The following is a 23,132-nucleotide window of genomic DNA, read 5'->3' on the forward strand; positions in this document are numbered from 1 at the left end:
TATACCCCGATTCAGCCCGACCTCTACCCTTGGAGCCTTATGCCACGCTGCTTTTGGTGTTCAGAAGAGCCGATCTACCAGGCTTATCACGACGAAGAATGGGGGGTTGAGCTGCGTGACCCCGCTCGTCTTTTCGAATTGCTGTTGCTGGAAGGCTGCCAGGCGGGGCTGTCGTGGATCACGGTGTTGAAGAAGCGCGAACACTACCGCAAGGTGATGTTCAACTTCGACCCACAGCGGCTGGCGTGCATGAGCGATGACGAGGTGGAAGAGCGCATGCTCGACCCCGGCATCATCCGCAACCGCCTGAAGATAAAGGCCGCCCGGCAGAACGCCGTGGCGTGGCTCAAACTCGAAGATCCGGCAACGTTTCTGTGGTCCTTCGTCGGCGGCAAGCCGAAGATCAATCACTTTCCCGACCGCGGCCACATTCCCACGCAGACGCCGGAAGCCGAGGCCATGAGCAAGGGGTTGAAGAAAGCCGGGTTCACCTTTGTCGGGCCGACCATTTGTTACGCGTTCATGCAGGCGTCGGGCATGGTCATGGATCACACCCAGGACTGTGATCGCTACGCCGCTCTGTGCCGCTGACGGTTACAATGGCGCCTTGCTGAAGATAGGAGTGGTCTGTGGATAAGTTCAAAGGCGCCCTGATGGTCGGGGCCCTGCGTTTGTTTGCCCTGCTGCCGTGGCGCGCGGTGCAGGCAGTGGGTGCGGCCATTGGCTGGCTGACCTGGAAGCTGCCTAACCGTTCGCGCGAGATAGTGCGCATCAACCTGGCCAAGTGTTTCCCCGAGCTGGACGCCGTTGCGCGCGAGCGCCTGGTGGGCCAGAGCATGATGGACATCGGCAGAAGCCTGACTGAGAGCGCCTGCGCGTGGATCTGGCCGGCCGAGAAGTCGCTGAAGCTGGTGCGCGAAGTGCAGGGCCTGGAAGTGCTGGAACAGGCGCTGGCGTCGGGCAAGGGTGTAGTTGGCATTACCAGCCACCTGGGTAACTGGGAAGTGCTGAACCACTTCTACTGCATGCAGTGCAAACCGATCATTTTCTACCGCCCACCCAAGCTCAAGGCGGTGGATGAGTTGCTGCAAAAGCAGCGCGTGCAACTGGGCAACCGGGTAGCGGCTTCCACCAAGGAAGGCATCCTCAGTGTCATCAAGGAAGTGCGCAAAGGCGGCCAGGTGGGTATCCCTGCCGACCCTGAGCCGGCTGAATCGGCGGGTGTGTTCGTGCCGTTCCTGGGCACCCAGGCGCTCACCAGCAAGTTTGTGCCGAACATGCTTGCGGGTGGCAAGGCGGTGGGCGTGTTCCTGCATGCGCTGCGGTTGCCGGATGGTTCGGGTTTCAAGGTGATCCTGGAAGCGGCGCCCGAGGCCATGTACAGCACTGACACCCAGACATCGGTGGCGGCCATGAGTGAAGTGATCAGCCGTTACGTGGGGGCTTACCCCAGCCAGTACATGTGGAGCATGAAGCGCTTCAAGAAGCGCCCGGCCGGCGAAGACCGCTGGTACTGAGCGGCGTTAATTTGCCTTCTGTGGGAGCAAATGCCTCCTGTAGGAGCGGGCTCTGCCCGCGAAAAGAACACCGCGGAGTCAGAGGCGCTGTGGTGTAGTTTTCGCGGGCAGAGCCCGCTCCCACAAGAAACAGCTGCCTTCCACAGGGGGTATGCGTCAGGGGGTCAGGCGCTCTAGCTTCTTCAGGAACACCGTCATTTCCTTCTCGGCCTGTTTGTCGCCATGGGCCTGGGCCGCTGTTAAGCCCTGCTGCCACGCCAGCCGGGCGCCAGCGATATCTCCCAGCCCCTGCAGCGCCTTGCCCAGCAGCTTCCACGCTGCCGAATACTTGGGGTCCTGTTCCACGCAACGGGCCAGATGCTCTGCCGCCTTGGCGTGCTCGCCCACGTCCAGATAACCCTTGCCCAGCCCAAAGCGCAGCAGTGAATTATCCACACCCTTGGCCAGCATTTTTTCCAGTGATTGCAGCACGGCGAAAATCCTTTAGAAGAAGCTCAAGCCCACGTGGAACAGCTTTTCCACGTCGCGAATGTATTTTTTATCCACAACGAACAGGATCACGTGGTCGCCCGCTTCGATTACGGTGGCACCGCGGGCGATGATCACTTGCTCGTCGCGAATGATGGCGCCAATGGTGGTGCCCGACGGCAGGTTGATGTCTTCCACCGCCTTGCCCACCACCTTGCTCGACTTCGCATCGCCATGGGCCACGGCCTCGATGGCCTCTGCCGCGCCGCGCCGCAGCGAGTGCACGCTGACAATGTCGCCACGGCGCACGTGCGTCAGCAGCGTGCCGATGGTGGCCAGCTGCGGGCTGATGGCAATGTCGATTTCGCCGCCCTGCACCAGGTCGACGTAGGCCGGGTTGTTGATGATGGTCATCACCTTGCGTGCGCCCAGGCGCTTGGCCAGCAGCGACGACATGATGTTGGCCTCGTCGTCATTGGTCAGCGCCAGGAAAATATCGGCCTGGGCGATGTTCTCTTCCACCATCAGGTCACGGTCCGAGGCACTGCCCTGCAGGATCACGGTGCTTGAGAGGCTGTCGGACAGGTGCCGGCAGCGCGCCGGGTTCATCTCGATGATCTTGACCTGATAGCGGCTTTCAATGGCTTCGGCCAGGCGTTCGCCAATCTGCCCGCCGCCGGCGATCACCACGCGCTTGTTGCGCTCGTCCTGGCCGCGCAGTTCGCCCATGACCGCGCGAATGTCCTCGCGGGCGGCAATGAAGAACACCTCGTCGTCTGCTTCCACCACGGTGTCGCCACGGGGCAGGATGGCCCGGTCGCGACGGAAGATGGCGGCCACGCGGGTTTCCACATTGGGCATGTGCTCGCGGATCTGGCGCAGTTGCTGGCCCACCAATGGGCCGCCATAGAAGGCCTTCACGGCAATCAGTTGCGCCTTGCCATCGGCAAAGTCGATAACCTGCAAGGCGCCGGGAATCTCGATCAGGCGCTTGATGTAATGGGTAACCACCTGCTCGGGGCTGATCAGCACGTCAACTGGAATGGCGTCGTTGGCGAACAGGCTGTCGCGGGTCAGGTAGGCCGCCGAGCGCACGCGGGCGATCTTTGTAGGCATGTGATACAGGGTATGGGCCACCTGGCAGGCGACCATGTTGGTTTCATCGCTGTTGGTCACGGCCACCAGCATGTCGGCATCCTCAGCGCCCGCCTTGAGCAGCACCGTGGGAAACGAGGCATGGCCTTGTACCGTGCGGATATCCAGGCGGTCGCCCAGACTGCGCAGGCGGTCACCGTCGGTATCCACCACAGTGATGTCGTTGGCTTCGCCCGCCAGGTGCTCGGCAAGGGTGCCGCCCACCTGGCCGGCACCAAGGATGATGATCTTCATCCGTTACTCCTGTCAGCTCGGGCGATGGGCCGCGATCTTGATCAGCTTGGCATAGTAGAAGCCATCGTGGCCGCCTTCCTGGGCCAGCAACTGCCGGCCGTGGGGCTGCCTGATACCGGCGCTGGTGGCCAGATCCAGCTCGCGAGCGGCAGGGGTGCGGGCCAGGAAGGCTTCGATGACTTCGGTGTTCTCGGTGGGCAGCGTCGAGCAGGTGGCATACAGCAGCACGCCGCCCACTTCCAGGGTTGGCCACAGCGCATCCAGCAGTTCGCCTTGCAGCACGGCCAGGGCCTGGATGTCATCGGGCTGGCGGGTGAGCTTGATGTCGGGGTGGCGGCGAATCACGCCGGTGGCCGAGCACGGCGCGTCGAGCAGGATGCGATTGAACGTCTGCCCGTCCCACCATTGCGCTGTTTCCCGGGCATCGCAGGCAATCAGTTGGGCCTCAAGCTTGAGGCGGTCGAGGTTCTCGCGCACACGCACCAGGCGCTTGGCTTCCAGGTCGATGGCCACCACGGCCTGGAGCGCCGGTTCGGCTTCCAGCAGGTGGCAGGTCTTGCCGCCCGGGGCGCAGCAGGCGTCCAGCACGCGTTGGCCGGGGGCCAGGTCCAGCAGGTCGGCGGCCAGTTGCGCGGCCTCGTCCTGCACACTGATCCAGCCATCGGCAAAGCCTGGCAGGTCGCGCACGTCACAGGCCTGCTCCAAGACGATACCGTCCTGGCTGTACACGCAGGCGCTGGCGCCCACCGAAGCCTGCTTGAGCAATTGAAGGTAGGCATCGCGGCTGTGATGACGGCGGTTGACCCGCAGAATCATAGGCGGGTGGGCGTTGTTGGCCGCGCAGACGGCTTCCCATTGTTCTGGCCAGAAGGCTTTCAAGGCCTTTTGCAACCAGCGCGGGTGAGCGGTGCGCACCACCGGGTCGCGCTCCATGTCGGCCAGCAGGTCGTTGCCTTCGCGCTGGGCGCGGCGCAGCACGGCGTTGAGCAAGGCCTTGGCCCAGGGCTTCTTGAGCTTGTCGGCACAGCCCACGGTTTCACCGATGGCGGCGTGGGCCGGGACGCGGGTGTAGAACAGCTGGTACAGCCCCACCAGCATCAAGGCTTCGACGTCGGCATCGGCGACCTTGAACGGCTTTTGCAGCAGCTTTTCAGCCAGGGCCGATAGCCGCGGCTGCCAGCGCGCAGTGCCGAAGGCCAAGTCCTGGGTGAAGCCACGGTCGCGCGCCTCCACCTTGTCCAGTTGCAGCGGCAGCGAACTGTTGAGCGAGGCCTTGCCGCTGAGTACGGCAGCCAGGGCGCGGGCGGCGGCGAGACGCGGGTTCATTGGCCCAGCACCGTACCGACGGCGAACTTCTCGCGGCGGCTGTTGAACAGGTCACTGAAATTCAGCGGCTTGCCACCCGGGAATTGCAGGCGGGTCATGCACAAGGCCTGTTGACCACAGGCGACTACCAGGCCGTCCTTGCTGGCGGCCAGGATGGTACCTGGCGTGCCCTGCCCTTCGCTGACGTGCGCGGCCAGCACTTTCACGGCTTCGCCGTTGAGGGTGCTGTGGCAGATCGGCCACGGGAAGAAGGCGCGCACCAGGCGCTCCAGCACGTCGGCCGGCTGGCTCCAGTCCAGGCGCGCCTCGTCCTTGTTGAGCTTGTGGGCGTAGGTGGCCAGCTCGTCGTTCTGCACTTCGCCAACCAGGGTGCCAGCGGCCAGGCCTCCAACGGCCTGGATCACGGCCGGCGGGCCCATCTGTGCCAGGCGGTCGTGCAGGCTGCCACCGGTGTCCTGTGCAGTAATGGCGGTGCTGACCTTGAGCAGCATCGGCCCGGTATCCAGGCCGGCTTCCATGCGCATCACCGTAACGCCACTTTCGGCATCGCCAGCCTGCACGGCGCGCTGGATCGGTGCCGCACCACGCCAGCGTGGCAGCAGCGACGCGTGGCTGTTGATGCAGCCCAGGCGCGGGATGTCCAACACAACCTGGGGCAGGATCAGACCGTAGGCCACCACCACCATCAGGTCAGGCTTGAGCGCGGCCAGTTCGGCCTGGGCATCTTCGTTGCGCAGGGTAGGCGGTTGCAGCACGGTAATGCCGTGCTCCAGCGCCAGTTGCTTGACCGGGCTGGGCATCAGTTTCTGGCCACGTCCGGCAGGGCGATCCGGCTGGGTGTACACGGCGACCACTTCGTAAGGGCTGGCCAACAGGGCCTTGAGGTGTTCGGCGGCAAATTCGGGCGTGCCCGCGAAAACGATGCGCATGCTCATGGATTACTCGCTGGAAAAGAAAAAGGCTTGCCGCAGCAAGCCTTTGGAATGGGGAATCAAGCTTGCTGGCGGTGGGCTTTTTCCAGCTTCTTCTTGATCCTGTCACGCTTGAGGTTGGACAGGTAATCAACGAAGAGCTTGCCGTTGAGGTGATCGCACTCGTGCTGTATGCACACGGCCAGCAGGCCTTCGGCGATCAGCTCGTATGGCTTGCCGTCGCGGTCCTGAGCCTTGATCTTGACGCGTTGCGGCCGGTCTACGTTCTCGTAGAAGCCGGGCACCGACAGGCAACCTTCCTGGTACTGGCCCATTTCCTCGGTCAGCGATTCGAACTCGGGGTTGATGAATACCATGGGCGCGCTGCGGTCTTCGCTCAGGTCCATGACCACGATGCGCTTGTGCACGTTGACCTGGGTGGCGGCCAGGCCGATGCCAGGTGCTTCGTACATGGTTTCAAACATGTCATCGACCAGCTGGCGAACTTCGTCATCCACCACGGCCACTGGCTTGGCAATGGTGCGCAGACGCGAGTCTGGAAATTCGAGGATGTTTAAAATAGCCATATGCGTAATTGCTGCACTGTGAGGTAAAGTCAAAGGTAGCAGCCGCGCAAGGTATTGGGGGCGGTCTGCCTGTCAAACGTTCTCCCAGGGAGAAGGGCCGGAAAGCGGCTGCGTTTCACGTGAACGTACATAATAAAGGGATTCACGGCATGAGGAAATCACTACTCGCCCTGCTGCTCATGGCGTGCGCCGGTCTGGCCAGCGCCGATGTGCAGCTAAAGGACGGTTATCCACAGCGCTACACTGTGGTTCAGGGCGACACACTTTGGGACATTTCCGCCAAATTCCTGCGCGAACCGTGGCAATGGCCGCAGATTTGGCACGCCAACCCGCAAATCGCCAACCCGGACCTGATCTACCCCGGCGATTCGCTGGTGCTCAGCTACGTCAATGGCCAGCCCCAGCTTATGCTGGAGCGCGGGGCATCGCGTGGCACCATCAAGCTGTCGCCACGCATACGCAGCACACCGGTAGCCGAGGCCATCCCGATCATTCCGCTGCAATCGATCAACGCTTTCCTGCTCAGTAACCGCATCCTGGACAGCACCGACGCGTTCAATAGCGCGCCTTACATCGTTGCAGGCCAGGGTGAGCGCGTGGTCAGTGGCATGGGCGATCGCATCTACGCGCGCGGCACCTTCGACCCGGCCCACGCCTCTTACGGCATTTTCCGCCAAGGCAAGGTCTACACCGACCCGGTTACCCACGAGCAGTTGGGGGTAAACGCCGACAACATGGGCGGTGGCGAAATCGTCGCCACTGAGGGCGACATCGCCACCCTGAACCTGCAACGCTCCAGCGAAGAGGTTCGCTTGGGCGACCGCCTTTTCGTGAGTGAAGAGCGGCCGGTCAATTCCACCTTTCTACCCAGCGCACCGGCCAAATCCATCAGCGGCACCATCATTGATGTGCCACGGGGTGTTACACAGATTGGCAAGTACGACGTGGTCACTCTGGACCGTGGCAACCGCGACGGGCTCAAGGAAGGCAACGTCCTGGCCATCTACAAGACCGGTGAAACCGTGCGCGACCGGGTGACCGGAGAGCAGGTGAAAATCCCCGATGAACGGGCCGGGCTGCTGATGGTGTTCCGCACTTATCAAAAGCTCAGCTATGGTTTAGTGCTCAACGCCAATCGCTCCCTGGCAGTGTTGGACAAGGTAAAAAACCCCTAGTCCACCGGGAAAGTTGTTAAACAGTTACCAACAGAGTTATCCACAGCTTTTACCCACTGCCGTGCCGGGGCCTGAATCAAGGACGATCAGATGCCGCTCTTCAATCACGCAGCTTTTTCGCTGGACGAAGTGGAGGCGCGCCTGCGCCTTCATCGCCTGCCCGATACCGGTCCCAAAGCCTTTCATCAGTTGATCGAAACCTGCGGTTCGGCAGCCGAGGCCCTGCGTGCGCCACGCTCGGTCTGGCGCCAGGCAGGCCTCTCGGCAGCGGCCTGCGACGCGCGCGACAGTGACCCGGTGAAACTCGGTGCCCAGGCTGCAATGCGCTGGCTAGAGCATCCTGGCCAGCATTTGCTGATGTGGGACGACCCTGGCTACCCCGCCTTGTTGGCCGAAACCAGCGCTGCGCCACCCCTGCTGTTCATCGCGGGCGACCCCACTATCCTGGAGAAACCCCAACTGGCAATTGTTGGCAGTCGTCGCGCCTCGCGTCCGGGGCTGGACACCGCCGCAGCCTTTTCCCGCAGCCTGGCCAAGGCCGGTTTCGTCATCACCAGCGGCCTTGCCGCCGGTATCGACGGGGCAGCCCATCAGGCCGCGCTGGATGTTGGCGGGCAGACAATTGGGGTGTTGGGCACAGGCATCGAAAAACTTTATCCACAGCGACACAAGGCGCTCGCCGCACAGATGGCAGCCTCGGGCAGTGCGGTGGTTTCCGAGTTCCCGCTGGACTCTCCGCCTGTCGCCAGCAACTTCCCGCGCCGCAACCGCATCATCAGCGCAATGTCGCTGGGCGTGCTGGTGGTGGAAGCCAGCGTGGCCAGCGGTTCGCTGATTACCGCACGCCTGGCTGCCGAGCAGGGCCGCGAGGTATATGCCATTCCCGGCTCCATTCACCACCCGGGTGCCAAGGGCTGTCATCAGTTGATCCGAGATGGCGCGCAGCTGGTGGAAACCGTGGAGCACATTCTTGAACCGTTGCGCGGTTGGCAACGAACTGCCGCGTACTGCCCGCAGCCGGGCCATCCGTTGCTGGCGCTGTTGCACGCCGCGCCGCAAAGCAGTGAAGCCCTGGTGCGGTCCAGCGCCTGGCCGCTGCCGCGCGTGCTGGAGGCGCTGACCGAGTTGGAGCTGGAGGGGCGCGTGGTGAACGAGGCCGGGCGTTGGTTTGCACGAATTAGCTAAGTACACTGCTCGCAGCATTCAAGCGGAGTAACAGCAATGGTGAGCAGTTGGCGTGTGCAACAAGCCGCGCGTGATGTGAAAGCAGGCGCGGTGATTGCCTACCCAACCGAGGCGGTTTGGGGCCTGGGGTGCAACCCTTGGGATGCCGAGGCCGTATATCGGCTGCTGGCGATCAAGGCGCGTCCTGTGGAAAAAGGCCTGATTCTGGTGGCCGACAATATTCGCCAGTTCGACTTTCTGTTCGACGATTTCCCGGAAGTCTGGATGGATCGCATGGCCAGCACCTGGCCGGGCCCTAATACCTGGCTGGTACCGCACCAGGGCCTGCTGCCCGAGTGGATCACTGGCAAGCACGCCAGCGTGGCCGTGCGGGTCAGTGATCACCCGCTGGTGCGCGAGTTGTGCTCGCTGGTAGGGCCACTGGTGTCCACGTCTGCCAACCCGGCGGGGCGGCCCCCGGCCATGAATCGCCTGCGCATCGAGCAGTACTTCCGTGGCGAGGTGGACGTGGTACTCAATGGCCCCTTGGGCGGCCGCAAGAGCCCGAGCGTGATCCGCGACCTGGTCACCGGCGACATCATCCGGCCCTGACCTGTAGCCGCTGTTACGGCAACAGGATAGTCGACCCCATGGTGCGCCGCGCCGACAGCTCGGTTTGTGCCTTCGCCGCTTCAGCCAACGGGTAGCGCTGGCTGATCTCCACCTCCAGCTTGCCGCTGGTGATCATCGAGAACAGCTCGTCAGCCATGGCCTGAAGCGTGCCGGCCGTGGCATAGGTACCCAGGGTTGGGCGGGTGACGTACAGCGAGCCTTTGGAGGCCAGTACCCCCAGGTTGACGCCGCTGACGGCGCCGGACGCGTTGCCGAAGCTCACCACCAGGCCACGGGGTTCCACGCAGTCGAGCGAGGTTTCCCACGTGTCCTTGCCCACGCCGTCGTACACCACTTGGCATTTCTTGCCGCCGGTCAGCTCAAACACGCGCTTGACTACGTCTTCATGGCTGTAATCAATGGTTTCCCACGCCCCGAGTTCCTTTGCCCGAGCCGCTTTTTCCGGCGAGCTGACGGTACCGATCAGTTTTGCGCCAATGGCCTTGGCCCATTGGCAGGCCAGCGAGCCCACACCGCCAGCCGCGGCATGAAACAGGATGGTCTCGTCGCGCTTGAGCTCATAGGTCTGGCGAAACAGGTACTGCACCGTCAAGCCCTTGAGCATCACCGCTGCCGCCTGCTCGAAGCTGATGGCATCGGGCAGCTTGACCAGCACGGTAGCCGGCAAGGTGTGCACTTCGCTGTAGGCACCCAGCGGACCACCGGCATAGGCCACGCGGTCGCCCACCTTCACCGAGGTCACCTCGCGGCCCACCGCTTCCACCACGCCCGCACCTTCGGTGCCCTGGCCCGATGGGAGAGACGGTGCCGGGTAGAGACCGCTGCGGTAGTAGGTATCGATGTAGTTCAGGCCGATGGCCTTGTTGCGCACCCGTACTTCCTGGGGGCCCGGCTCTGCTGGCTGGAAGTCGACGAATTCGAGGACTTCCGGACCACCGTTAACGCTGAACTGGATACGTTTGGCCATCTGCAATCTCCTTAACCAGGCATGGAAAGTCCCTATCGGACGCTTTTGTCCGAGCGCCGTCAACCGCTCAAAGCGGGCCACCGATGCTATGCTACGCGCCGAATTTGCTTTCGGGCGGCGGCCATCCCCAGCGCTGCCCGGCCTTTGCCCGTTCCCAGGTGATGTCATGACTACCCGCACCGAAGCCGTAAAAGCCTACCTGCTCGACCTGCAAGAGCGCATCTGCAGCGCCCTTGAAACTGAAGACGGCAGCGCCCGTTTTGTCGAGGACGCCTGGACCCGCGCCGCAGGCGGTGGCGGCCGTACCCGGGTGATCGAGAACGGCACGGTGATCGAGAAAGGCGGGGTCAATTTCTCCCACGTCTTCGGCAGCGGCCTGCCGCCTTCGGCCAGTGCCCACCGGCCCGAGCTGGCTGGCCGAGGCTTCGAGGCCCTGGGCGTGTCGCTGGTGATTCACCCGCACAACCCGCACGTGCCGACGTCCCACGCCAACGTACGGTTCTTCATCGCCGAGAAGGAAGGTGAGGAAGCGGTGTGGTGGTTTGGCGGCGGTTTTGACCTGACGCCCTACTACGCCAACGAAGACGACTGCATTCACTGGCACCGTGTGGCCGAACGCGCCTGCGCGCCGTTCGGTGAAGACGTGTACCCGCGCTACAAGGCCTGGTGCGACCGCTACTTCCACATCAAGCACCGCAACGAGCCGCGTGGCGTCGGCGGCCTGTTCTTCGATGACCTGAACGAGTGGGACTTCGACACCAGCTTTGCCTTCATGCGCGCCATTGGCGATGCCTTTATCGAGGCGTACCTGCCAATCGTCCAGCGCCGCAAGGCCATGGCCTATACCCAGCAACAGCGCGATTTCCAGGAATTCCGCCGTGGCCGTTACGTCGAGTTCAACCTGGTGTATGACCGTGGCACCCTGTTCGGCCTGCAATCAGGCGGTCGCACCGAGTCGATCCTGATGTCGCTGCCCCCCCAGGTGCGCTGGGGCTACGATTGGAAGGCCGTGCCGGGCAGCGAAGAAGCACGCCTGACCGAGTATTTCCTGACCGACCGCGACTGGCTTGGCCAGGCCTGATGGTCCGCTGTGGATAACCCTTTTACTGCCAGCCCTTGATTAGGAACCGCCCGTATGGACCGTTACGTCGTCTTCGGTAATCCGATTGGCCACAGCAAGTCGCCCGCCATTCATCGTCTGTTTGCCGCCCAGACTGGCCAGAGCATGGAATATGGCGCGCGGCTGGCGCCGCTGGACGATTTTGCCGGCAACGCTCGCGAGTTCTTTCAGGAAGGCCTGGGCGCCAATGTGACGCTGCCGTTCAAGGAAGACGCGTTTCGCCTGTGCAGCGTATTGACCCCACGTGCCGAGCGCGCCGGCGCGGTCAACATGCTGACCCGCCTGCCCGATGGCACCTTGCGCGGTGACAACACCGACGGCATCGGCTTGGTGCGCGACCTGACCAACAACGCCGGCGTTACCCTGAAGGGCAAGCGCATCCTGCTGCTGGGCGCCGGTGGCGCCGTGCGCGGGGTGGTCGAGTCGCTGCTGGAACAGCAACCGGTATCGCTGGTGATCGCCAATCGCACCGTGGACAAGGCCGAATTGCTGGCGCAGATATTCGCCAGCCTGGGCCCAGTGGCCGCCAGTGGTTTCGACTGGCTGGAAGAGCCTGTGGATATCATCATCAACGCCACCTCTGCGAGCCTGGCGGGCGATTTGCCACCCATCAAGAGCAGCCTAATCCAGCCGGGCGTCACGGTGTGCTACGACATGATGTACGGCAAGGAGCCCACGCCGTTCTGCCGTTGGGCTGCCGACCACGGCGCGGCGCAGGCGCTGGACGGCTTCGGCATGCTGGTGGAACAAGCCGCCGAGGCCTTCACCTACTGGCGCGGTGTTACGCCGGACTCCAAGGCCGTGCTGCACTCCCTGCGCCAGGAAATGGCTGCCGGTTAACTAATGCTCGAACTGGATCGGGCAGTGCGCTGCCCCTTCCAACTTGTGCAACTCCTCGATCACCTGGGCCCGGGCGTGGCGCAGCGTGAGGCTACGAGCCTGGGCACGCAGCCGCCGGGCTTCCTGGTGCAGCATTTCCACACCTGAATAGTCGATGAAGTTGATCTGCTGGGCGTCGATCACCACGCGCAGGCCCTGGGCGCGTTGCAGTCGCACTTGCAGGTAATGGCTGGCGCCGAAGAAAATCGAGCCGCCTACCCGGAATATTTCCTCATCGCCGTCGCGCCATTGCTGCACCCGCGGTTGCGAGGTGCGCTTGAGGTAAAAGAACAGCGACGCCAACACCCCGGCATAGATAGCCGTCTGCAATTCCAGCAGCAAGGTGGCCAGGCAGGTGAGCGCCATCACCACGAACTCGGGACGGCTGACCCTGTAAAGCGCGCGAATGCCACGATGGTCGATCAGGCCCCAACTGATCAGCAGGATGCTGCCGGCCATGGCCGGGATCGGGATTTGCGCGATCAACTGTGCGCCCGTCACGGCAAACAGCGCCACCCATAACGCCGAGAACACACCAGCCAGCGGCGAGCAGGCGCCAGCGTCGTAGCTCAAGCCCGAACGGGTGAAAGACCCTGCCGACAGTGAACCGGAAAAGAACGCCCCCACAATATTGGACAGGCCCTGGGCACGCACTTCCTGGTTGGCATCAAGCAATTGCTGCGAACGTGTAGCGATCGAGCGTGCAATGGATAGGCTGGTGACCAATCCCAGCATGCCCACTGCCACCGCGCTCGGCAGCAGGCGCAATACCAGGGCCGGGTCGCTGGGCAGCGGGCTGAAGGGCGGCAACTGGCCGACAAAAGCACTGACCCGCTGCACGTGGCCAAACATGGCCGGCCACAGCCACGCCAACAGGCTGCCGCTGACCAGGGCGATGAGCAAGGTGGGCCAGCGCGGCACCAGTGCCTTGAGCAACAGCCCCAATACCAGGGTGAACAACCCCAGCAGCAGCGAGGGCCGGTCCAGTTCGGTCAGGTGCTGGAACAGGTTGGTCAGGCTAGCCAATGCGGTGGCCTGGCTGCTCAGGGTGATGCCCAGCAGGCTGGGCAATTGGCCGATGGCAATGACGATGGCGGCGCCAAGTGTGAAGCCCAGCACCACCGAATGGGAGACGAAGTTAACCAGCGCGCCGAAGCGCAGCATGCCCAGCAGCCACTGGAAAATTCCGGCCAGGAAGGTCAGTAGCAGGATAAGCGTGACGTAGTCCGCGCTGGCGGGCAACGCCAGCGGGCTGACACTGGCATACAGCACAATGGAAATGGCCGCCGTGGGCCCGCAGATCAGGTGCCACGAAGAGCCCCACAGGCAGGCGATCAGCACTGGAATGATGGCCGCGTACAGGCCGTATTCGGGCGGCAGGCCGGCGATCAGTGCGTAGGCAATGGATTGCGGCAGCGCCAGAATGGCGCCGCTCAGGCCCACCACCACGTCACGGCTGACGCTGGCGCGGGTCTGGCGTGGGAGCCAGGCAAGGAAGGGCATTAGTTTTGCCAGTTGGGTACCGCGCATGGGGTCTCTACGTCTTATTCAAATCTGCTTTTGTGGGAGCGGGTTCTACCCGCGAAGGTTTCACCGCGTGGCTTCAGGTGTATCGCGGCGCCCTTTTCGCGGGCAGAGCCCGCTCCCACACATGGGATTGATTCCAGTGTCAGAGTTTGGCTTTTACGGCAGGCAAGGCATCCTGGCCATCCACGGTCTTCACCCCGTCCAGCCACTTGTCCAGCACTGCCGGGTTGGCCTTGATCCAGGCCTTGGCCGCGTCCGGGTAGCTGGCCTTGGTCTTGACCACTTCAGCCATGATGCTGTTCTCCATGTCCTGGGTAAAGGTCAGGTTGCTCAGCAGCTTGCCAACGTTGGGGCAGGCCTGCGCATAACCTTTGCGCGTCAGGGTATAGACGCTGCCGCTGGAGCCAAAATAAGCCTCGCCGCCAGTGAGGTAGTGCATTTTGATCTCCACGTTCATGGGGTGCGGGGTCCAGCCCAGGAACACCACGAAGCGTTTTTTATCCACAGCCCGGCGCACTTCCGAAAGCATCGCCTGTTCGCTGGACTCCACCAGCTTCCACTTGCCCAGGTCGAACTCATTCTTCTTGATGATCTCCTGAATCGACAGGTTGGCCGGTGCGCCCGAACCGATGCCGTAGATCTTGCCGGCAAACTTGTCGGCGTATGTGTTCAGGTCGCTGAAGCTGTGCACACCGGCATCCCATACGTAGTCCGGTACGGCCAGGGTGAATTCGGTGCCGTCCAGGTTCTTGGCGTATTGCGTCACATCGCCGGTGGCCACGAACTTGTCATAGAAGCCCTGCTGCGCAGGCATCCAGTTACCGAGGAAGACATCCACCTTGCCGTCTTTCATACCGCCATAAGCAATGGGCACGGCCAGGCTATCGACCTTCGCCGTATACCCCATGCCACTGAGCAATAGGCCGGTGATGGCGTTGGTGGACGCGATATCACTCCAGCCCGGGTCGGCCATCTGCACCGTGGCGCAGGCTTGCTCGTCGGCCAGCACCGGCAAGCTGGCAACGGCCAGCAACGCGGACATCGCCATTGTGGATAACTTCATCGGACTTCCCCTTGTGATTTATTGATCTTGGCAGGGTTGTGGATAACGGGCCTTGCGCTCCAGATCGTCCAGGTCGATATGGTTGCGCATGTATTGCTGACTGGCGTCTACCAGCGGCTGGTGATCCCAGCTCTTCAGCTTGCCCAGGCTCAAGGCCTGGGCCACCAGGCGGCGACGACGCTGGCTGGCCAGCACCTGTTGGCGTATCGCCGGCACGTCCCATTTGGCCCGCGCCTCGGCCAGCAGTGTGGTGAACAGCGCCTGGTGTTCGGGTGACGGGCTCAGATCCTCACGTTCCTGCGGGTCGTGGCGTACGTCGTAGAGTAGGCAAGGGTCATCCTCGCTGTAGATAAATTTGAAGTCGCCACGGCGAATCATCATCAGCGGCCCCACGGTGCCTTCGGCCATGTACTCGCCGAACACCTCGTCGTGACCGCCCTGCCCTTGCAGATGGCCAAGCAACGAGCGGCCGTCCAGTGGCAACAGCGGGTCCACCTCGCCGCCCGCCATTTCCACCAAGGTCGGCAGCAAGTCCACAGTGGATACCGCAGCGCTTACCCGCCCGGCCTGGAACTGCCCCGGTGCACACACCAACAGTGGCACTCGTGCCGACATCTCGAACCAGTGCATCTTGTACCAGAGGCCGCGTTCGCCAAGCATGTCACCGTGGTCACCGGAGAAGACGATGATGGTGTCCTCGGCCAGGCCGGTTTCCTCCAGGGTTTCCAGCAGCTTGCCGACATTGCTGTCGATGTAGCTGCACGCACCGAAGTACGCGCGGCGGGCATCGCGGATCTTACCCACAGGCAGCGGCTTGTCCCACAGGTCGTAAACCTTGAGTAGGCGTTGTGAGTGCGGGTCCAACTCGTTCTGGGCCGGCACATTGGTTGGCAGCGGGATATCTTCGTCGCGGTACAGGTCCCAGAAGCGCTTGGGGATGGTGTACGGGTCGTGCGGGTGCGTCATGGAGACAGTCAGGCAAAACGGCTGATCGCCACTTTCGCGCACATGGTCGAACAGATACTGCTGGGCCTTGAACACCACCTCTTCATCGAAATCCAGCTGATTGGTGCGCACGCACGGGCCGGCCTGCAGCACCGATGACATGTTGTGGTACCAGCTTGGGCGCACGGCCGGCTCGTCCCAGTTAACCGCCCAGCCATAGTCCGCCGGGTAGATATCGCTGGTCAGGCGCTCTTCGTAACCGTGCAGTTGGTCCGGGCCACAGAAATGCATCTTCCCCGACAGTGCCGTGCGGTAGCCCAGGCGGCGAAGGTAGTGCGCATAGGTGGGCACATCGGCAGGGAAATCGGCAGCGTTGTCGTAGGCGCCGATCTTGCTCGGCAACTGGCCGCTGACCAAGGTAAAGCGTGACGGCGCGCACAGCGGGCTGTTGCAGTAGGCGGCATCGAACACCACCCCCGTTTCTGCCAACCGGCTCAGGTTAGGCAATTTGATCTCTGATTGTGCGGCGTAGAAAGGCAACAGAGGCGCGGCCATCTGATCGGCCATGATGAAAAGAATGTTCTTGCGCTTCATGGGTGGGCGGCATTCCATAGTGTTGAATTATGCGAAAGTGCTCGTTACCCAGAATGCGACCGCACTGAAATGCGGTAAAGCCCATGTCAGGCAATGCCTAGGATAAGCACAGCTAATGTTTGAAAGCCTCGCCGACCTCTCACTCGACCTGCTGCGCGCCTTCGAATGCGCCGCCCGTCACCGCAGCTTCACCGTGGCCGCCGCCGAACTGGGCACCACCCAGCCTGCGGTCAGCCAGCAGATCAAGCGCCTGGAAGAGCAACTGGCCACGCGCCTGTTCGACCGCATTTACCGCGGCATTGAGCTGACCGACGCCGGGCGCACCCTGTTCGAAGCCGTGCAGGCGGGGTTCGACGCCATCGACCAGGGCGTGGCCGCCATCACCACCCAGCCGCAACACGAAGTGCTGCAGGTGGCCACCGACTTCGCCTTCGCCGCGTACTGGCTGATGCCGCGCCTGCACCGCTTCCACCAGGCCTACCCGCATGTAGATGTGAGCCTGGTGACCAGCGAACGTAGCCACGCCATGCTGCGCGCCGATATCGACGTGGCGGTGCTGTTTGGCGATGGTCGTTTCAAGCAGGGTGACAGCCATTGGCTGTTCGCCGAGGAAGTCTTCCCGGTATGCAGCCCACGACTGCTGGAAGGCCGCGCCCTGCCCTTGTCGCCCCAGGCATTGCTGGACCTGCCGTTGCTGCACCTGCGCGGGGAAAGCACCAGTCACTGGTTCAACTGGGCCGGGCTGTTCCGCCAGTTGCATATCCCCTGCGCGCCGGCCCCCGGCCAGTTGCGGTTCGACAACTACACCCTGCTGATCCAGGCCGCCATTGCCGGCCAGGGCGTGGCCATCGGTTGGCGGCACCTGGTGGATGCGTTGATCGAGCAGGGGTTGCTGTGCCGGCCGATCGCCGAGACGGCCAGTTCGGCATTGGGGTATTACGTGGTGGTGCCGCAGCGTAAACGACGGGGGGAGATGATTGGGCGGTTTGTGGAATGGTTGATGGCTGAGCAGGTGCCCGTGTAGAACGGGAATCGTCCTACGCCGTTATCGGAAGTGGGACTACTTACGCGTACGAAAACGTTTCATATGCTCGGGACTTGGAATTAATCCTACGGCACCGGTCGACTCAAGGTCGGCTGTGGTGTGGCCAAGTTCAGGGACCGAGACATGAAAATGTGGCCCAAGCCGCTGCTGAATGTTCATCGCCACCGCGTGATAACCTGCAACATCAAGGCAATCAGGAGCCATCCCGTGCAACCAATCCAGGGCTACCACGCCCACATCTACTTCGACGCCTCAACCGTCGACCAGGCGCGAGCGCTCTGCGAAGACGCCGCGCGGGTGCTGCCCGTGGTAATGGGCCGGGTGCATGAGAAGCTGGTGGGGCCGCACACCGAGTGGAGTTGCCAATTGGCGTGCGGTGCTGAAGAGGTGGTGCAGGTGTTGCCGTGGCTGGCGATGAACCGGCGGGGGCTGGTGGTGTTCATGCATCCGCTGAGCGGGGATGAGCTGGCAGATCACCGGGATCACGCGATCTGGATGGGGGCCGTGCGGCCGTTGAAGCTATCGGTGTTCGGCGCCTGAACAATGGGGGAGCGGGCACAGCCCGCTCCCCCAAGTGCAATTGCAGCTGATGCTACAGCAATGCTGTAGCAGCGGCCGCCAGGCCGCGTCAGCGGTCTATCAGTTCAACACACCATCGAGAATCTCGTACACCACGCCGGTGCCGACCGAGATCAGCACCACGTCAGTGCCCAGGCGGCGCCATTCGTAGCCAGGGTAGCGTGGCAGCTGCGACAGGGCGCGGCTGTCCAGGCGCTTGCCGTAGCCGTGGGGCAGTGGGCGGCCTTTGACCACGTGCACGTTTGGTGGCAGCGGGCTACCGTGGCCGAAGGTGTCGCGGTGCTGCTGGATGGTCTGGCGCACAGGGCCGAAGTCCTGTGGCGGACGGTTGCCACCGCCAGCGTGCTGCTGTTGCGGCGCGCCATGTTGATCGCCGCGCTGGTCGCCTTGCTGCTGGTGCTGCTCGCCGCCCTGATGCTGGTCATCCGGGCCAGGCGCTGCTTGCAGCAATGGGGTAACGCCAACCAGGAGAACACCCAGGCCTGCGATCATCGATTTTGGCAGTTTCATACGCGTTCCTCGCGGTGGTGTGTCAAAAGGGAAATCAGTAAGCCAGCACGCCTTGCAGTACTTGGTAAACCACGCCGGTACCGTCCTGGATCAGCACGATATCCGGGCCGTAGGCGATCCATTGGTAGCCGGGGTAGTAAGGCAGTTGTTCCAATTCACGCGGGCCCAGCGGGCGGCCGAAGCCTGGCGCCAACGGGCGGCCCTGCACCACGAATACACCTGGCGGCAGGCGCTCGGCACGGCCGAAGTAACCGCGATGCTCGAAGGCGTGCTGGCGAATTGGGCCGAAATCACGCGGTGGTGGGCCACCGTGGTCATGACGGTGGTCGTCATGGTGGTCATCGCGATGATCATAGTGACCGTGGTCATCCGGGCCACCTGGGCCCCATTGGTCTGCATGAGCCAAGGAAGTCATGCCCACCAGCATGAGGCCCAGGCCGGCAATCAATGGTTTGGAGAGTTTCATCGAGCGAATCCTCACTGCTCAAACAACAAAAAAGGGAACCGGATCTTATCGATCAGGTTCCCTCTGGTCTTGTGAAATTAGTCAACAAAATCAGCGACTAATTCCTTTGTAACAAGATATTTACCTTCAGCTTACACGAGCCTTACGTACGCCCTGGGCCAAGGCCGAACACAGCTCCAGCACATCACCCACTGCTTGGTCTGGCGAGGTGGCCTGGGCAATCTTGTCCACCAGAGCCGAACCCACCACAACGCCGTCGGCCAGGCGAGCGATCGCGGCGGCCTGCTCGGGTGTGCGGATACCGAAACCGACGCTGATCGGCAGGCTGGTATGGCGGCGCAGGCGCTCGATGGCGCGGCTGACGGCCTCGGTGGTAGCAGAGCCGGCACCGGTCACACCGGCCACCGACACGTAGTAGACGAAGCCGGAGCTGCGCGCCAGCACGCGCGGCAGGCGGGCGTCGTCGGTGGTGGGCGTGGTCAGGCGGATGAAGTCGATGCCGGCGGCCTGGGCTGGGGTGGCCAGTTCGGCATCGTGCTCGGGCGGCAGGTCAACGATGATCAGGCCGTCCACACCTGCTTCATGGGCCTGGGCCACGAAGGCTTCGACGCCAAAGCGGTGGATGGGGTTGTAGTAACCCATCAACACGATAGGCGTGGTGGTGTTCTCCACACGGAACTCGCGCACCATCTGCAGGGTTTTCGCCAGTGTCTGGCCAGCGTCCAGGGCTCGCAGGGTGGCCAGCTGGATGGCTACGCCGTCGGCCATGGGGTCGGTGAAGGGCATGCCCAGTTCAATTACATCGGCGCCGGCGGCCGGCAGGCCTTTGAGGATGGCCAGCGAGGCATCGTAGCCGGGGTCGCCAGCGGTGACGAAGGTCACCAGGGCGGCGCGGCCTTCGGCTTTCAGGTCGGCGAAACGTTGTTCGAGACGGCTCATGCCAGTTTCTCCTGCTCGGTGGCGGCCATGTGGCTCATCACGGTTTGCATGTCTTTGTCGCCACGGCCGGAGAGGCAGACGACCATCAGGTGATCTTTTGGCAGGGTAGGCGCGCGCTTAATGGCTTCCGCCAGGGCGTGGGCGGTCTCCAGTGCCGGGATGATGCCTTCCAGGCGGCAGGTGGTGTGGAACGCGGCCAGGGCTTCTTCGTCGGTGATGCTGACGTAGTTCACGCGCTTGATCTCATGCAACCAGGCGTGTTCCGGGCCGATGCCGGGGTAGTCCAGGCCGGCGGAAATCGAGTGGGCGTCGGTGATCTGGCCGTCGGCATCCTGCAGCAGGTAGGTGCGGTTGCCGTGCAGCACGCCAGGTACGCCGCCATTGAGGCTGGCTGCGTGCTTGTCGGTGTCCACGCCATGGCCCCCGGCTTCAACGCCGATGATCTCGACGCTGGTGTCGTCCAGGAACGGGTGGAACAGGCCCATGGCGTTGGAACCACCGCCCACGCAGGCAACCAGGCTGTCGGGTAGGCGCCCTTCCTTGGCGTGCAGCTGCTCGCGGGTTTCCTTGCCGATGATGGACTGGAAGTCGCGGACCATGGCCGGGTACGGGTGCGGGCCGGCGACGGTGCCGATGAGGTAGAAGGTGTCGTCGACATTGGTGACCCAATCGCGCAGCGCTTCGTTCATGGCGTCTTTCAGGGTGCCGGTGCCGGCGGTGACCGGGACGATTTCGGCGCCCAGCAGGCGCATGCGGAATACGTTGGCCTGCTGGCGCTCGATGTCGGTGGCGCCCATGTAGATCACGCAGGGCAGGCCGAAGCGCGCCGCCACGGTGGCCGTGGCCACGCCGTGCATGCCGGCGCCGGTTTCGGCGATCAGGCGCTTCTTGCCCATGCGCTTGGCCAGCAGCACCTGGCCGATGCAGTTGTTCACTTTATGCGCGCCGGTGTGGTTCAGCTCTTCGCGCTTGAAGTAGATTTTGGCGCCACCGCAATGTTCGGTCAGGCGCTCGGCGAAGTACAGCGGGTTCGGGCGGCCGATGTAGTCGCGCTGGAAATAGGCCAGCTGTTCGAGGAATTCAGGGTCGGCCTTGGCGGCTTCGTATTCGCGGGCCAGGTCGAGCACCAGCGGCATCAGGGTTTCAGCCACGTAGCGGCCGCCGAAGGCGCCAAACAGGCCGTTGGCGTCGGGGCCGGTGCGCAGGGTAGTCTGGGTCATGGGTCGCTCCAGGTGAAAATGAATGGGCCAGCTATGAATCTACTGTAACCACGGCACGCCTTGAATAAAACCGATAAGATTGCTGCAACCTGTCAGGAAAACTCACATATAACATGAACCGCGACCTGCCCCCCCTGAACGCATTGCGTGCCTTTGAAGCCACTGCCCGGCTGAACAGCGTAAGCCGTGCAGCTGAACAATTGCACGTGACCCATGGTGCCATCAGCCGTCAGCTGAAGGTGTTGGAAGAGCACTTGGGGGTCAGCCTGTTTGTCAAGGAAGGCCGTGGCCTGAAACTCACAGATGCCGGCCAGCGTCTGCGCGACGCCAGTGGCGATGCGTTCGAGCGCCTGCGCAGTGTATGCGCCGAGATTAGCCAGGGCGCCAATGACGCGCCGTTCGTATTGGGCTGCTCGGGAAGCCTGCTGGCGCGCTGGTTCATCCCCCGGCTGGGCAAGCTCAATGCCGACCTGCCTGACTTGCGTCTGCACCTGTCGGCGGCAGAAGGCGACCTGGACCCCAGCCGCCCCGGGCTGGATGCCTGGCTGGTGTTCGCCGAACCGCCTTGGCCTGCGGACATGCAGGTGTTCGAACTGGCCGAGGAGCGCATCGGGCCCGTGCTGAGCCCGCGTTTCGCGCGTTTTGACGCCCTGGCGGCGGCGCCTGCGCAGGTGTTGGAGGGGGAAGCGCTGCTGCACACCACGTCACGGCCCCAGGCATGGCCCAACTGGGCGCAACACCACGGCATCGCGCCCGGCCAGTTGCACTACGGCCAGGGGTTCGAGCATTTGTATTATTTGCTGGAGGCGGCCGTGGCGAGCCTTGGCGTGGCCATCGCCCCGGAACCGCTGGTGATCGATGATCTGCGGGCGGGGCGACTGGCGGCGCCGTGGGGCTTTAGTGAAACCTCGGCCCGGCTGGCGCTATGGGTGCCCAGGCGCGCCGCCGATGGGCGCGCCCGACAGCTGGCGCACTGGCTCACGATGGAACTGGCGCGCCAGGTGGATTAGTTGCCGCGCTTGCACATCAAGTAGCCAGCCAACAGGCCCAGGGCGCCAATGGCGACACCGGCGGTGGTCCAGGGGTGCTCTTGCGCATATTCGCGGGTGGCGACGCCGGTTTCGCGGGTTTTCACTTTCACGTCTTCATACACGTCGCTGAGCAAATGGCGCGAGTGCTTCAGGGCGTTCTCAGCATTGGCGCGCAGGCTTTTCAGGGTTTTGCGCGACTCGTCGGACGCGTCGTCCTTCAAGCTCTCCAGCGATTTGAGCAGACTTTCGATTTCCGCTTCCATGCTTTGCAACGATGCTTTGCGAAGTGAAGTAGCCATAGGTGTCTCTCCTGCGTGGTGAGTTGCGTGTGTAAGTTTCCGACTGCGCCGCTTCCGGAAAGTGCAGTGCGTGTGAACTTTTACCAGCTAAAACAGCACAGAACTAAAAGGCCACCTACGCTCAAGACCACTATCGAAGGAGACTCACCATGACTGACCATCGCACCTACAAGCTGATCGAGCTGGTCGGCTCTTCGGCCAACAGCATCGAGGAAGCCATCAACAATGCCCTGGCCGAGGCAGGCAAGACCATCAAGCAGCTGGAATGGTTCGAGGTGCTGGAAACCCGCGGTCATATCGAGAACAATAAGGCCGCGCATTTTCAGGTCACGTTGAAGGTGGGTTTCCGCATCGCCAATAGCTGACAGCATTTCCGGAAGCGTCTTACTGGCCGAAAGGCCAGTATTCCGCTACAAACAGTGCTGGGGGGCACCGGTAACCTTGCCGGATGCTTTTTTGCTTTGATCTGACCAGGGAATGTGACCGATGAAGAGAATTTTGTTGGCAGCAGGTTTGTTATGCATGGCCGGTTCGGCACTGGCAGCTGGAAAGTCGTGTGACGAACTGAAATCGGAAGTTGCCGCGAAGATCGACGCCAAGGGTGCGCACGGCTATTCGCTGGAGGTTGTCGACAAGGGCGCCTCGGCGGGCGCCAAGGTGGTTGGCACCTGCGAGGCGGGCACCAAGGAAATTGTGTACAAAAAATAAGCTGCCTGTGAGAGCTGGCTTGCCAGCGAGTTTTTGAGGGTTCCCATAAGCTCGCTGGCAAGCCAGCTCC

At 62.8% G+C, this 23,132-nt stretch carries 26 protein-coding genes; 12 read left to right on the plus strand and 14 right to left on the minus strand.

The window, feature by feature from the left end; translation table 11 throughout:
- The first annotated feature begins 39 nt into the window (after nucleotides 1-39).
- Nucleotides 40-591: a DNA-3-methyladenine glycosylase I gene (locus tag PMM47T1_RS07005; RefSeq protein ID WP_008367130.1), complete on the plus strand. Its 552-nt coding sequence runs from the start codon at nucleotides 40-42 to the stop codon at nucleotides 589-591.
- A 38-nt stretch (nucleotides 592-629) separates the two neighbouring features.
- Nucleotides 630-1,517, plus strand: coding sequence for a lysophospholipid acyltransferase (locus PMM47T1_RS07010; protein ID WP_008367131.1), 888 nt, complete (start codon nucleotides 630-632; stop codon nucleotides 1,515-1,517).
- A 156-nt stretch (nucleotides 1,518-1,673) separates the two neighbouring features.
- Here PMM47T1_RS07010 and PMM47T1_RS07015 read toward each other — a convergent pair whose 3' ends face one another.
- The 5 genes from PMM47T1_RS07015 to def are packed head-to-tail and all read right to left on the minus strand — an operon-like array spanning nucleotide 1,674 to nucleotide 6,198.
- The gene (locus PMM47T1_RS07015; protein WP_177323371.1) at nucleotides 1,674-1,967 is read right to left on the minus strand and encodes a tetratricopeptide repeat protein; all 294 of its coding nucleotides are present in this window, start codon (nucleotides 1,965-1,967) and stop codon (nucleotides 1,674-1,676) included.
- A gap of 33 nt (nucleotides 1,968-2,000) precedes the next feature.
- On the minus strand, nucleotides 2,001-3,374 hold the full coding sequence (gene trkA / locus PMM47T1_RS07020) for a Trk system potassium transporter TrkA (RefSeq protein ID WP_008367133.1): 1,374 nt from the start codon (nucleotides 3,372-3,374) through the stop codon (nucleotides 2,001-2,003).
- Between the two features lie 12 nt (nucleotides 3,375-3,386).
- Nucleotides 3,387-4,700, minus strand: coding sequence for a 16S rRNA (cytosine(967)-C(5))-methyltransferase RsmB (rsmB, locus tag PMM47T1_RS07025; protein WP_008367135.1), 1,314 nt, complete (start codon nucleotides 4,698-4,700; stop codon nucleotides 3,387-3,389).
- The gene (gene fmt, locus PMM47T1_RS07030) at nucleotides 4,697-5,635 is read right to left on the minus strand and encodes a methionyl-tRNA formyltransferase (protein WP_043300813.1); all 939 of its coding nucleotides are present in this window, start codon (nucleotides 5,633-5,635) and stop codon (nucleotides 4,697-4,699) included. Before fmt ends, rsmB begins: the two co-directional genes overlap by 4 nt.
- A 56-nt stretch (nucleotides 5,636-5,691) precedes the next feature.
- Nucleotides 5,692-6,198 carry a peptide deformylase gene (gene def / locus PMM47T1_RS07035; RefSeq protein ID WP_008367140.1) on the minus strand — a complete coding sequence of 169 codons (507 nt, stop codon included), beginning with the start codon at nucleotides 6,196-6,198 and terminating at the stop codon, nucleotides 5,692-5,694.
- A 149-nt stretch (nucleotides 6,199-6,347) separates the two neighbouring features.
- Here def and PMM47T1_RS07040 point away from each other — a divergent pair, with 149 nt between their 5' ends.
- From PMM47T1_RS07040 to PMM47T1_RS07050, 3 genes are all read left to right on the plus strand, one after another.
- Nucleotides 6,348-7,373: a LysM peptidoglycan-binding domain-containing protein gene (locus PMM47T1_RS07040; protein ID WP_008367142.1), complete on the plus strand. Its 1,026-nt coding sequence runs from the start codon at nucleotides 6,348-6,350 to the stop codon at nucleotides 7,371-7,373.
- Between the two features lie 90 nt (nucleotides 7,374-7,463).
- Nucleotides 7,464-8,558: a DNA-processing protein DprA gene (gene dprA, locus PMM47T1_RS07045; protein WP_008367143.1), complete on the plus strand. Its 1,095-nt coding sequence runs from the start codon at nucleotides 7,464-7,466 to the stop codon at nucleotides 8,556-8,558.
- A gap of 36 nt (nucleotides 8,559-8,594) precedes the next feature.
- Nucleotides 8,595-9,149, plus strand: coding sequence for an L-threonylcarbamoyladenylate synthase (locus tag PMM47T1_RS07050; RefSeq protein WP_008367144.1), 555 nt, complete (start codon nucleotides 8,595-8,597; stop codon nucleotides 9,147-9,149).
- Nucleotides 9,150-9,162: 13 nt separating this feature from the next.
- Here PMM47T1_RS07050 and PMM47T1_RS07055 read toward each other — a convergent pair whose 3' ends face one another.
- Complete coding sequence (locus PMM47T1_RS07055) at nucleotides 9,163-10,137, minus strand: NADPH:quinone reductase (protein WP_008367146.1); 975 nt, start codon at nucleotides 10,135-10,137, stop codon at nucleotides 9,163-9,165.
- A gap of 166 nt (nucleotides 10,138-10,303) precedes the next feature.
- Here PMM47T1_RS07055 and hemF point away from each other — a divergent pair, with 166 nt between their 5' ends.
- Both hemF and aroE read left to right on the plus strand, forming a co-directional pair.
- On the plus strand, nucleotides 10,304-11,218 hold the full coding sequence (gene hemF / locus PMM47T1_RS07060) for an oxygen-dependent coproporphyrinogen oxidase (RefSeq protein ID WP_008367148.1): 915 nt from the start codon (nucleotides 10,304-10,306) through the stop codon (nucleotides 11,216-11,218).
- A gap of 54 nt (nucleotides 11,219-11,272) precedes the next feature.
- Complete coding sequence (aroE, locus tag PMM47T1_RS07065; protein ID WP_008367150.1) at nucleotides 11,273-12,097, plus strand: shikimate dehydrogenase; 825 nt, start codon at nucleotides 11,273-11,275, stop codon at nucleotides 12,095-12,097.
- On the opposite strand, the gene PMM47T1_RS07070 is transcribed toward aroE, so the two are convergent.
- The 3 genes from PMM47T1_RS07070 to betC all read right to left on the minus strand — a co-directional run bounded on the left by PMM47T1_RS07070 (nucleotide 12,098) and on the right by betC (nucleotide 16,265).
- Complete coding sequence (locus PMM47T1_RS07070) at nucleotides 12,098-13,666, minus strand: SulP family inorganic anion transporter (RefSeq protein WP_008367153.1); 1,569 nt, start codon at nucleotides 13,664-13,666, stop codon at nucleotides 12,098-12,100.
- Between the two features lie 139 nt (nucleotides 13,667-13,805).
- Entirely contained in the window at nucleotides 13,806-14,726 is a 921-nt protein-coding gene (gene choX, locus PMM47T1_RS07075; protein ID WP_043300814.1) for a choline ABC transporter substrate-binding protein, read from the minus strand.
- An 18-nt stretch (nucleotides 14,727-14,744) separates the two neighbouring features.
- Complete coding sequence (betC, locus tag PMM47T1_RS07080; RefSeq protein ID WP_008367155.1) at nucleotides 14,745-16,265, minus strand: choline-sulfatase; 1,521 nt, start codon at nucleotides 16,263-16,265, stop codon at nucleotides 14,745-14,747.
- Nucleotides 16,266-16,380: 115 nt separating this feature from the next.
- On the opposite strand from betC, the gene PMM47T1_RS07085 reads away from it, so the two are divergent.
- A complete protein-coding gene (locus tag PMM47T1_RS07085) occupies nucleotides 16,381-17,289 on the plus strand; it encodes a choline sulfate utilization transcriptional regulator (RefSeq protein ID WP_008367156.1) in 909 nt (302 codons plus the stop codon).
- Nucleotides 17,290-17,517: 228 nt separating this feature from the next.
- Nucleotides 17,518-17,850 carry a DOPA 4,5-dioxygenase family protein gene (locus PMM47T1_RS07090; RefSeq protein WP_008367157.1) on the plus strand — a complete coding sequence of 111 codons (333 nt, stop codon included), beginning with the start codon at nucleotides 17,518-17,520 and terminating at the stop codon, nucleotides 17,848-17,850.
- A 99-nt stretch (nucleotides 17,851-17,949) separates the two neighbouring features.
- Here PMM47T1_RS07090 and PMM47T1_RS07095 read toward each other — a convergent pair whose 3' ends face one another.
- The 4 genes from PMM47T1_RS07095 to trpB all read right to left on the minus strand — a co-directional run bounded on the left by PMM47T1_RS07095 (nucleotide 17,950) and on the right by trpB (nucleotide 21,024).
- Nucleotides 17,950-18,399: an anti-virulence regulator CigR family protein gene (locus tag PMM47T1_RS07095; RefSeq protein WP_008367159.1), complete on the minus strand. Its 450-nt coding sequence runs from the start codon at nucleotides 18,397-18,399 to the stop codon at nucleotides 17,950-17,952.
- 34 nt (nucleotides 18,400-18,433) lie between these two features.
- The gene (locus PMM47T1_RS07100) at nucleotides 18,434-18,865 is read right to left on the minus strand and encodes a hypothetical protein (RefSeq protein WP_008367161.1); all 432 of its coding nucleotides are present in this window, start codon (nucleotides 18,863-18,865) and stop codon (nucleotides 18,434-18,436) included.
- A gap of 126 nt (nucleotides 18,866-18,991) precedes the next feature.
- Nucleotides 18,992-19,804: a tryptophan synthase subunit alpha gene (trpA, locus tag PMM47T1_RS07105; RefSeq protein ID WP_008367163.1), complete on the minus strand. Its 813-nt coding sequence runs from the start codon at nucleotides 19,802-19,804 to the stop codon at nucleotides 18,992-18,994.
- A complete protein-coding gene (gene trpB, locus PMM47T1_RS07110) occupies nucleotides 19,801-21,024 on the minus strand; it encodes a tryptophan synthase subunit beta (protein WP_008367164.1) in 1,224 nt (407 codons plus the stop codon). Before trpB ends, trpA begins: the two co-directional genes overlap by 4 nt.
- Before the next feature lie 113 nt (nucleotides 21,025-21,137).
- On the opposite strand from trpB, the gene PMM47T1_RS07115 reads away from it, so the two are divergent.
- Entirely contained in the window at nucleotides 21,138-22,034 is an 897-nt protein-coding gene (locus PMM47T1_RS07115) for a LysR family transcriptional regulator (protein ID WP_008367167.1), read from the plus strand.
- Here PMM47T1_RS07115 and PMM47T1_RS07120 read toward each other — a convergent pair.
- Complete coding sequence (locus tag PMM47T1_RS07120; protein ID WP_008367169.1) at nucleotides 22,031-22,354, minus strand: DUF883 family protein; 324 nt, start codon at nucleotides 22,352-22,354, stop codon at nucleotides 22,031-22,033. The genes PMM47T1_RS07115 and PMM47T1_RS07120 overlap by 4 nt on opposite strands.
- A 149-nt stretch (nucleotides 22,355-22,503) precedes the next feature.
- Here PMM47T1_RS07120 and PMM47T1_RS07125 point away from each other — a divergent pair, with 149 nt between their 5' ends.
- Together PMM47T1_RS07125 and PMM47T1_RS07130 are read left to right on the plus strand one after the other, a co-directional pair.
- Nucleotides 22,504-22,719, plus strand: a complete 216-nt coding sequence (locus PMM47T1_RS07125) for a dodecin (protein ID WP_008367170.1) — start codon at nucleotides 22,504-22,506, stop codon at nucleotides 22,717-22,719.
- A 121-nt stretch (nucleotides 22,720-22,840) separates the two neighbouring features.
- Nucleotides 22,841-23,062 carry a DUF1161 domain-containing protein gene (locus tag PMM47T1_RS07130; protein ID WP_008367172.1) on the plus strand — a complete coding sequence of 74 codons (222 nt, stop codon included), beginning with the start codon at nucleotides 22,841-22,843 and terminating at the stop codon, nucleotides 23,060-23,062.
- Nucleotides 23,063-23,132: the final 70 nt, after the last annotated feature.

It is taken from the genome of Pseudomonas sp. M47T1, from assembly GCF_000263855.1.
GTDB lineage: Bacteria > Pseudomonadota > Gammaproteobacteria > Pseudomonadales > Pseudomonadaceae > Aquipseudomonas.

Excerpts from the sequence above, each read along its gene's own strand:
- PMM47T1_RS07005 (WP_008367130.1), top strand. The coding sequence starts at position 40 with ATGCCACGCTGCTTTTGGTGTTCAGAAGAGCCGATCTACCAGGCTTAT.
- PMM47T1_RS07015 (WP_177323371.1), bottom strand. The coding sequence starts at position 1,967 with ATGCTGGCCAAGGGTGTGGATAATTCACTGCTGCGCTTTGGGCTGGGC.
- trkA (WP_008367133.1), bottom strand. The coding sequence starts at position 3,374 with ATGAAGATCATCATCCTTGGTGCCGGCCAGGTGGGCGGCACCCTTGCC.
- rsmB (WP_008367135.1), bottom strand. The coding sequence starts at position 4,700 with ATGAACCCGCGTCTCGCCGCCGCCCGCGCCCTGGCTGCCGTACTCAGC.
- fmt (WP_043300813.1), bottom strand. The coding sequence starts at position 5,635 with ATGAGCATGCGCATCGTTTTCGCGGGCACGCCCGAATTTGCCGCCGAA.
- def (WP_008367140.1), bottom strand. The coding sequence starts at position 6,198 with ATGGCTATTTTAAACATCCTCGAATTTCCAGACTCGCGTCTGCGCACC.
- PMM47T1_RS07040 (WP_008367142.1), top strand. The coding sequence starts at position 6,348 with ATGAGGAAATCACTACTCGCCCTGCTGCTCATGGCGTGCGCCGGTCTG.
- dprA (WP_008367143.1), top strand. The coding sequence starts at position 7,464 with ATGCCGCTCTTCAATCACGCAGCTTTTTCGCTGGACGAAGTGGAGGCG.
- PMM47T1_RS07050 (WP_008367144.1), top strand. The coding sequence starts at position 8,595 with ATGGTGAGCAGTTGGCGTGTGCAACAAGCCGCGCGTGATGTGAAAGCA.
- PMM47T1_RS07055 (WP_008367146.1), bottom strand. The coding sequence starts at position 10,137 with ATGGCCAAACGTATCCAGTTCAGCGTTAACGGTGGTCCGGAAGTCCTC.
- hemF (WP_008367148.1), top strand. The coding sequence starts at position 10,304 with ATGACTACCCGCACCGAAGCCGTAAAAGCCTACCTGCTCGACCTGCAA.
- aroE (WP_008367150.1), top strand. The coding sequence starts at position 11,273 with ATGGACCGTTACGTCGTCTTCGGTAATCCGATTGGCCACAGCAAGTCG.
- PMM47T1_RS07070 (WP_008367153.1), bottom strand. The coding sequence starts at position 13,666 with ATGCGCGGTACCCAACTGGCAAAACTAATGCCCTTCCTTGCCTGGCTC.
- choX (WP_043300814.1), bottom strand. The coding sequence starts at position 14,726 with ATGAAGTTATCCACAATGGCGATGTCCGCGTTGCTGGCCGTTGCCAGC.
- betC (WP_008367155.1), bottom strand. The coding sequence starts at position 16,265 with ATGAAGCGCAAGAACATTCTTTTCATCATGGCCGATCAGATGGCCGCG.
- PMM47T1_RS07085 (WP_008367156.1), top strand. The coding sequence starts at position 16,381 with ATGTTTGAAAGCCTCGCCGACCTCTCACTCGACCTGCTGCGCGCCTTC.
- PMM47T1_RS07095 (WP_008367159.1), bottom strand. The coding sequence starts at position 18,399 with ATGAAACTGCCAAAATCGATGATCGCAGGCCTGGGTGTTCTCCTGGTT.
- PMM47T1_RS07100 (WP_008367161.1), bottom strand. The coding sequence starts at position 18,865 with ATGAAACTCTCCAAACCATTGATTGCCGGCCTGGGCCTCATGCTGGTG.
- trpA (WP_008367163.1), bottom strand. The coding sequence starts at position 19,804 with ATGAGCCGTCTCGAACAACGTTTCGCCGACCTGAAAGCCGAAGGCCGC.
- trpB (WP_008367164.1), bottom strand. The coding sequence starts at position 21,024 with ATGACCCAGACTACCCTGCGCACCGGCCCCGACGCCAACGGCCTGTTT.
- PMM47T1_RS07115 (WP_008367167.1), top strand. The coding sequence starts at position 21,138 with ATGAACCGCGACCTGCCCCCCCTGAACGCATTGCGTGCCTTTGAAGCC.
- PMM47T1_RS07120 (WP_008367169.1), bottom strand. The coding sequence starts at position 22,354 with ATGGCTACTTCACTTCGCAAAGCATCGTTGCAAAGCATGGAAGCGGAA.
- PMM47T1_RS07125 (WP_008367170.1), top strand. The coding sequence starts at position 22,504 with ATGACTGACCATCGCACCTACAAGCTGATCGAGCTGGTCGGCTCTTCG.
- PMM47T1_RS07130 (WP_008367172.1), top strand. The coding sequence starts at position 22,841 with ATGAAGAGAATTTTGTTGGCAGCAGGTTTGTTATGCATGGCCGGTTCG.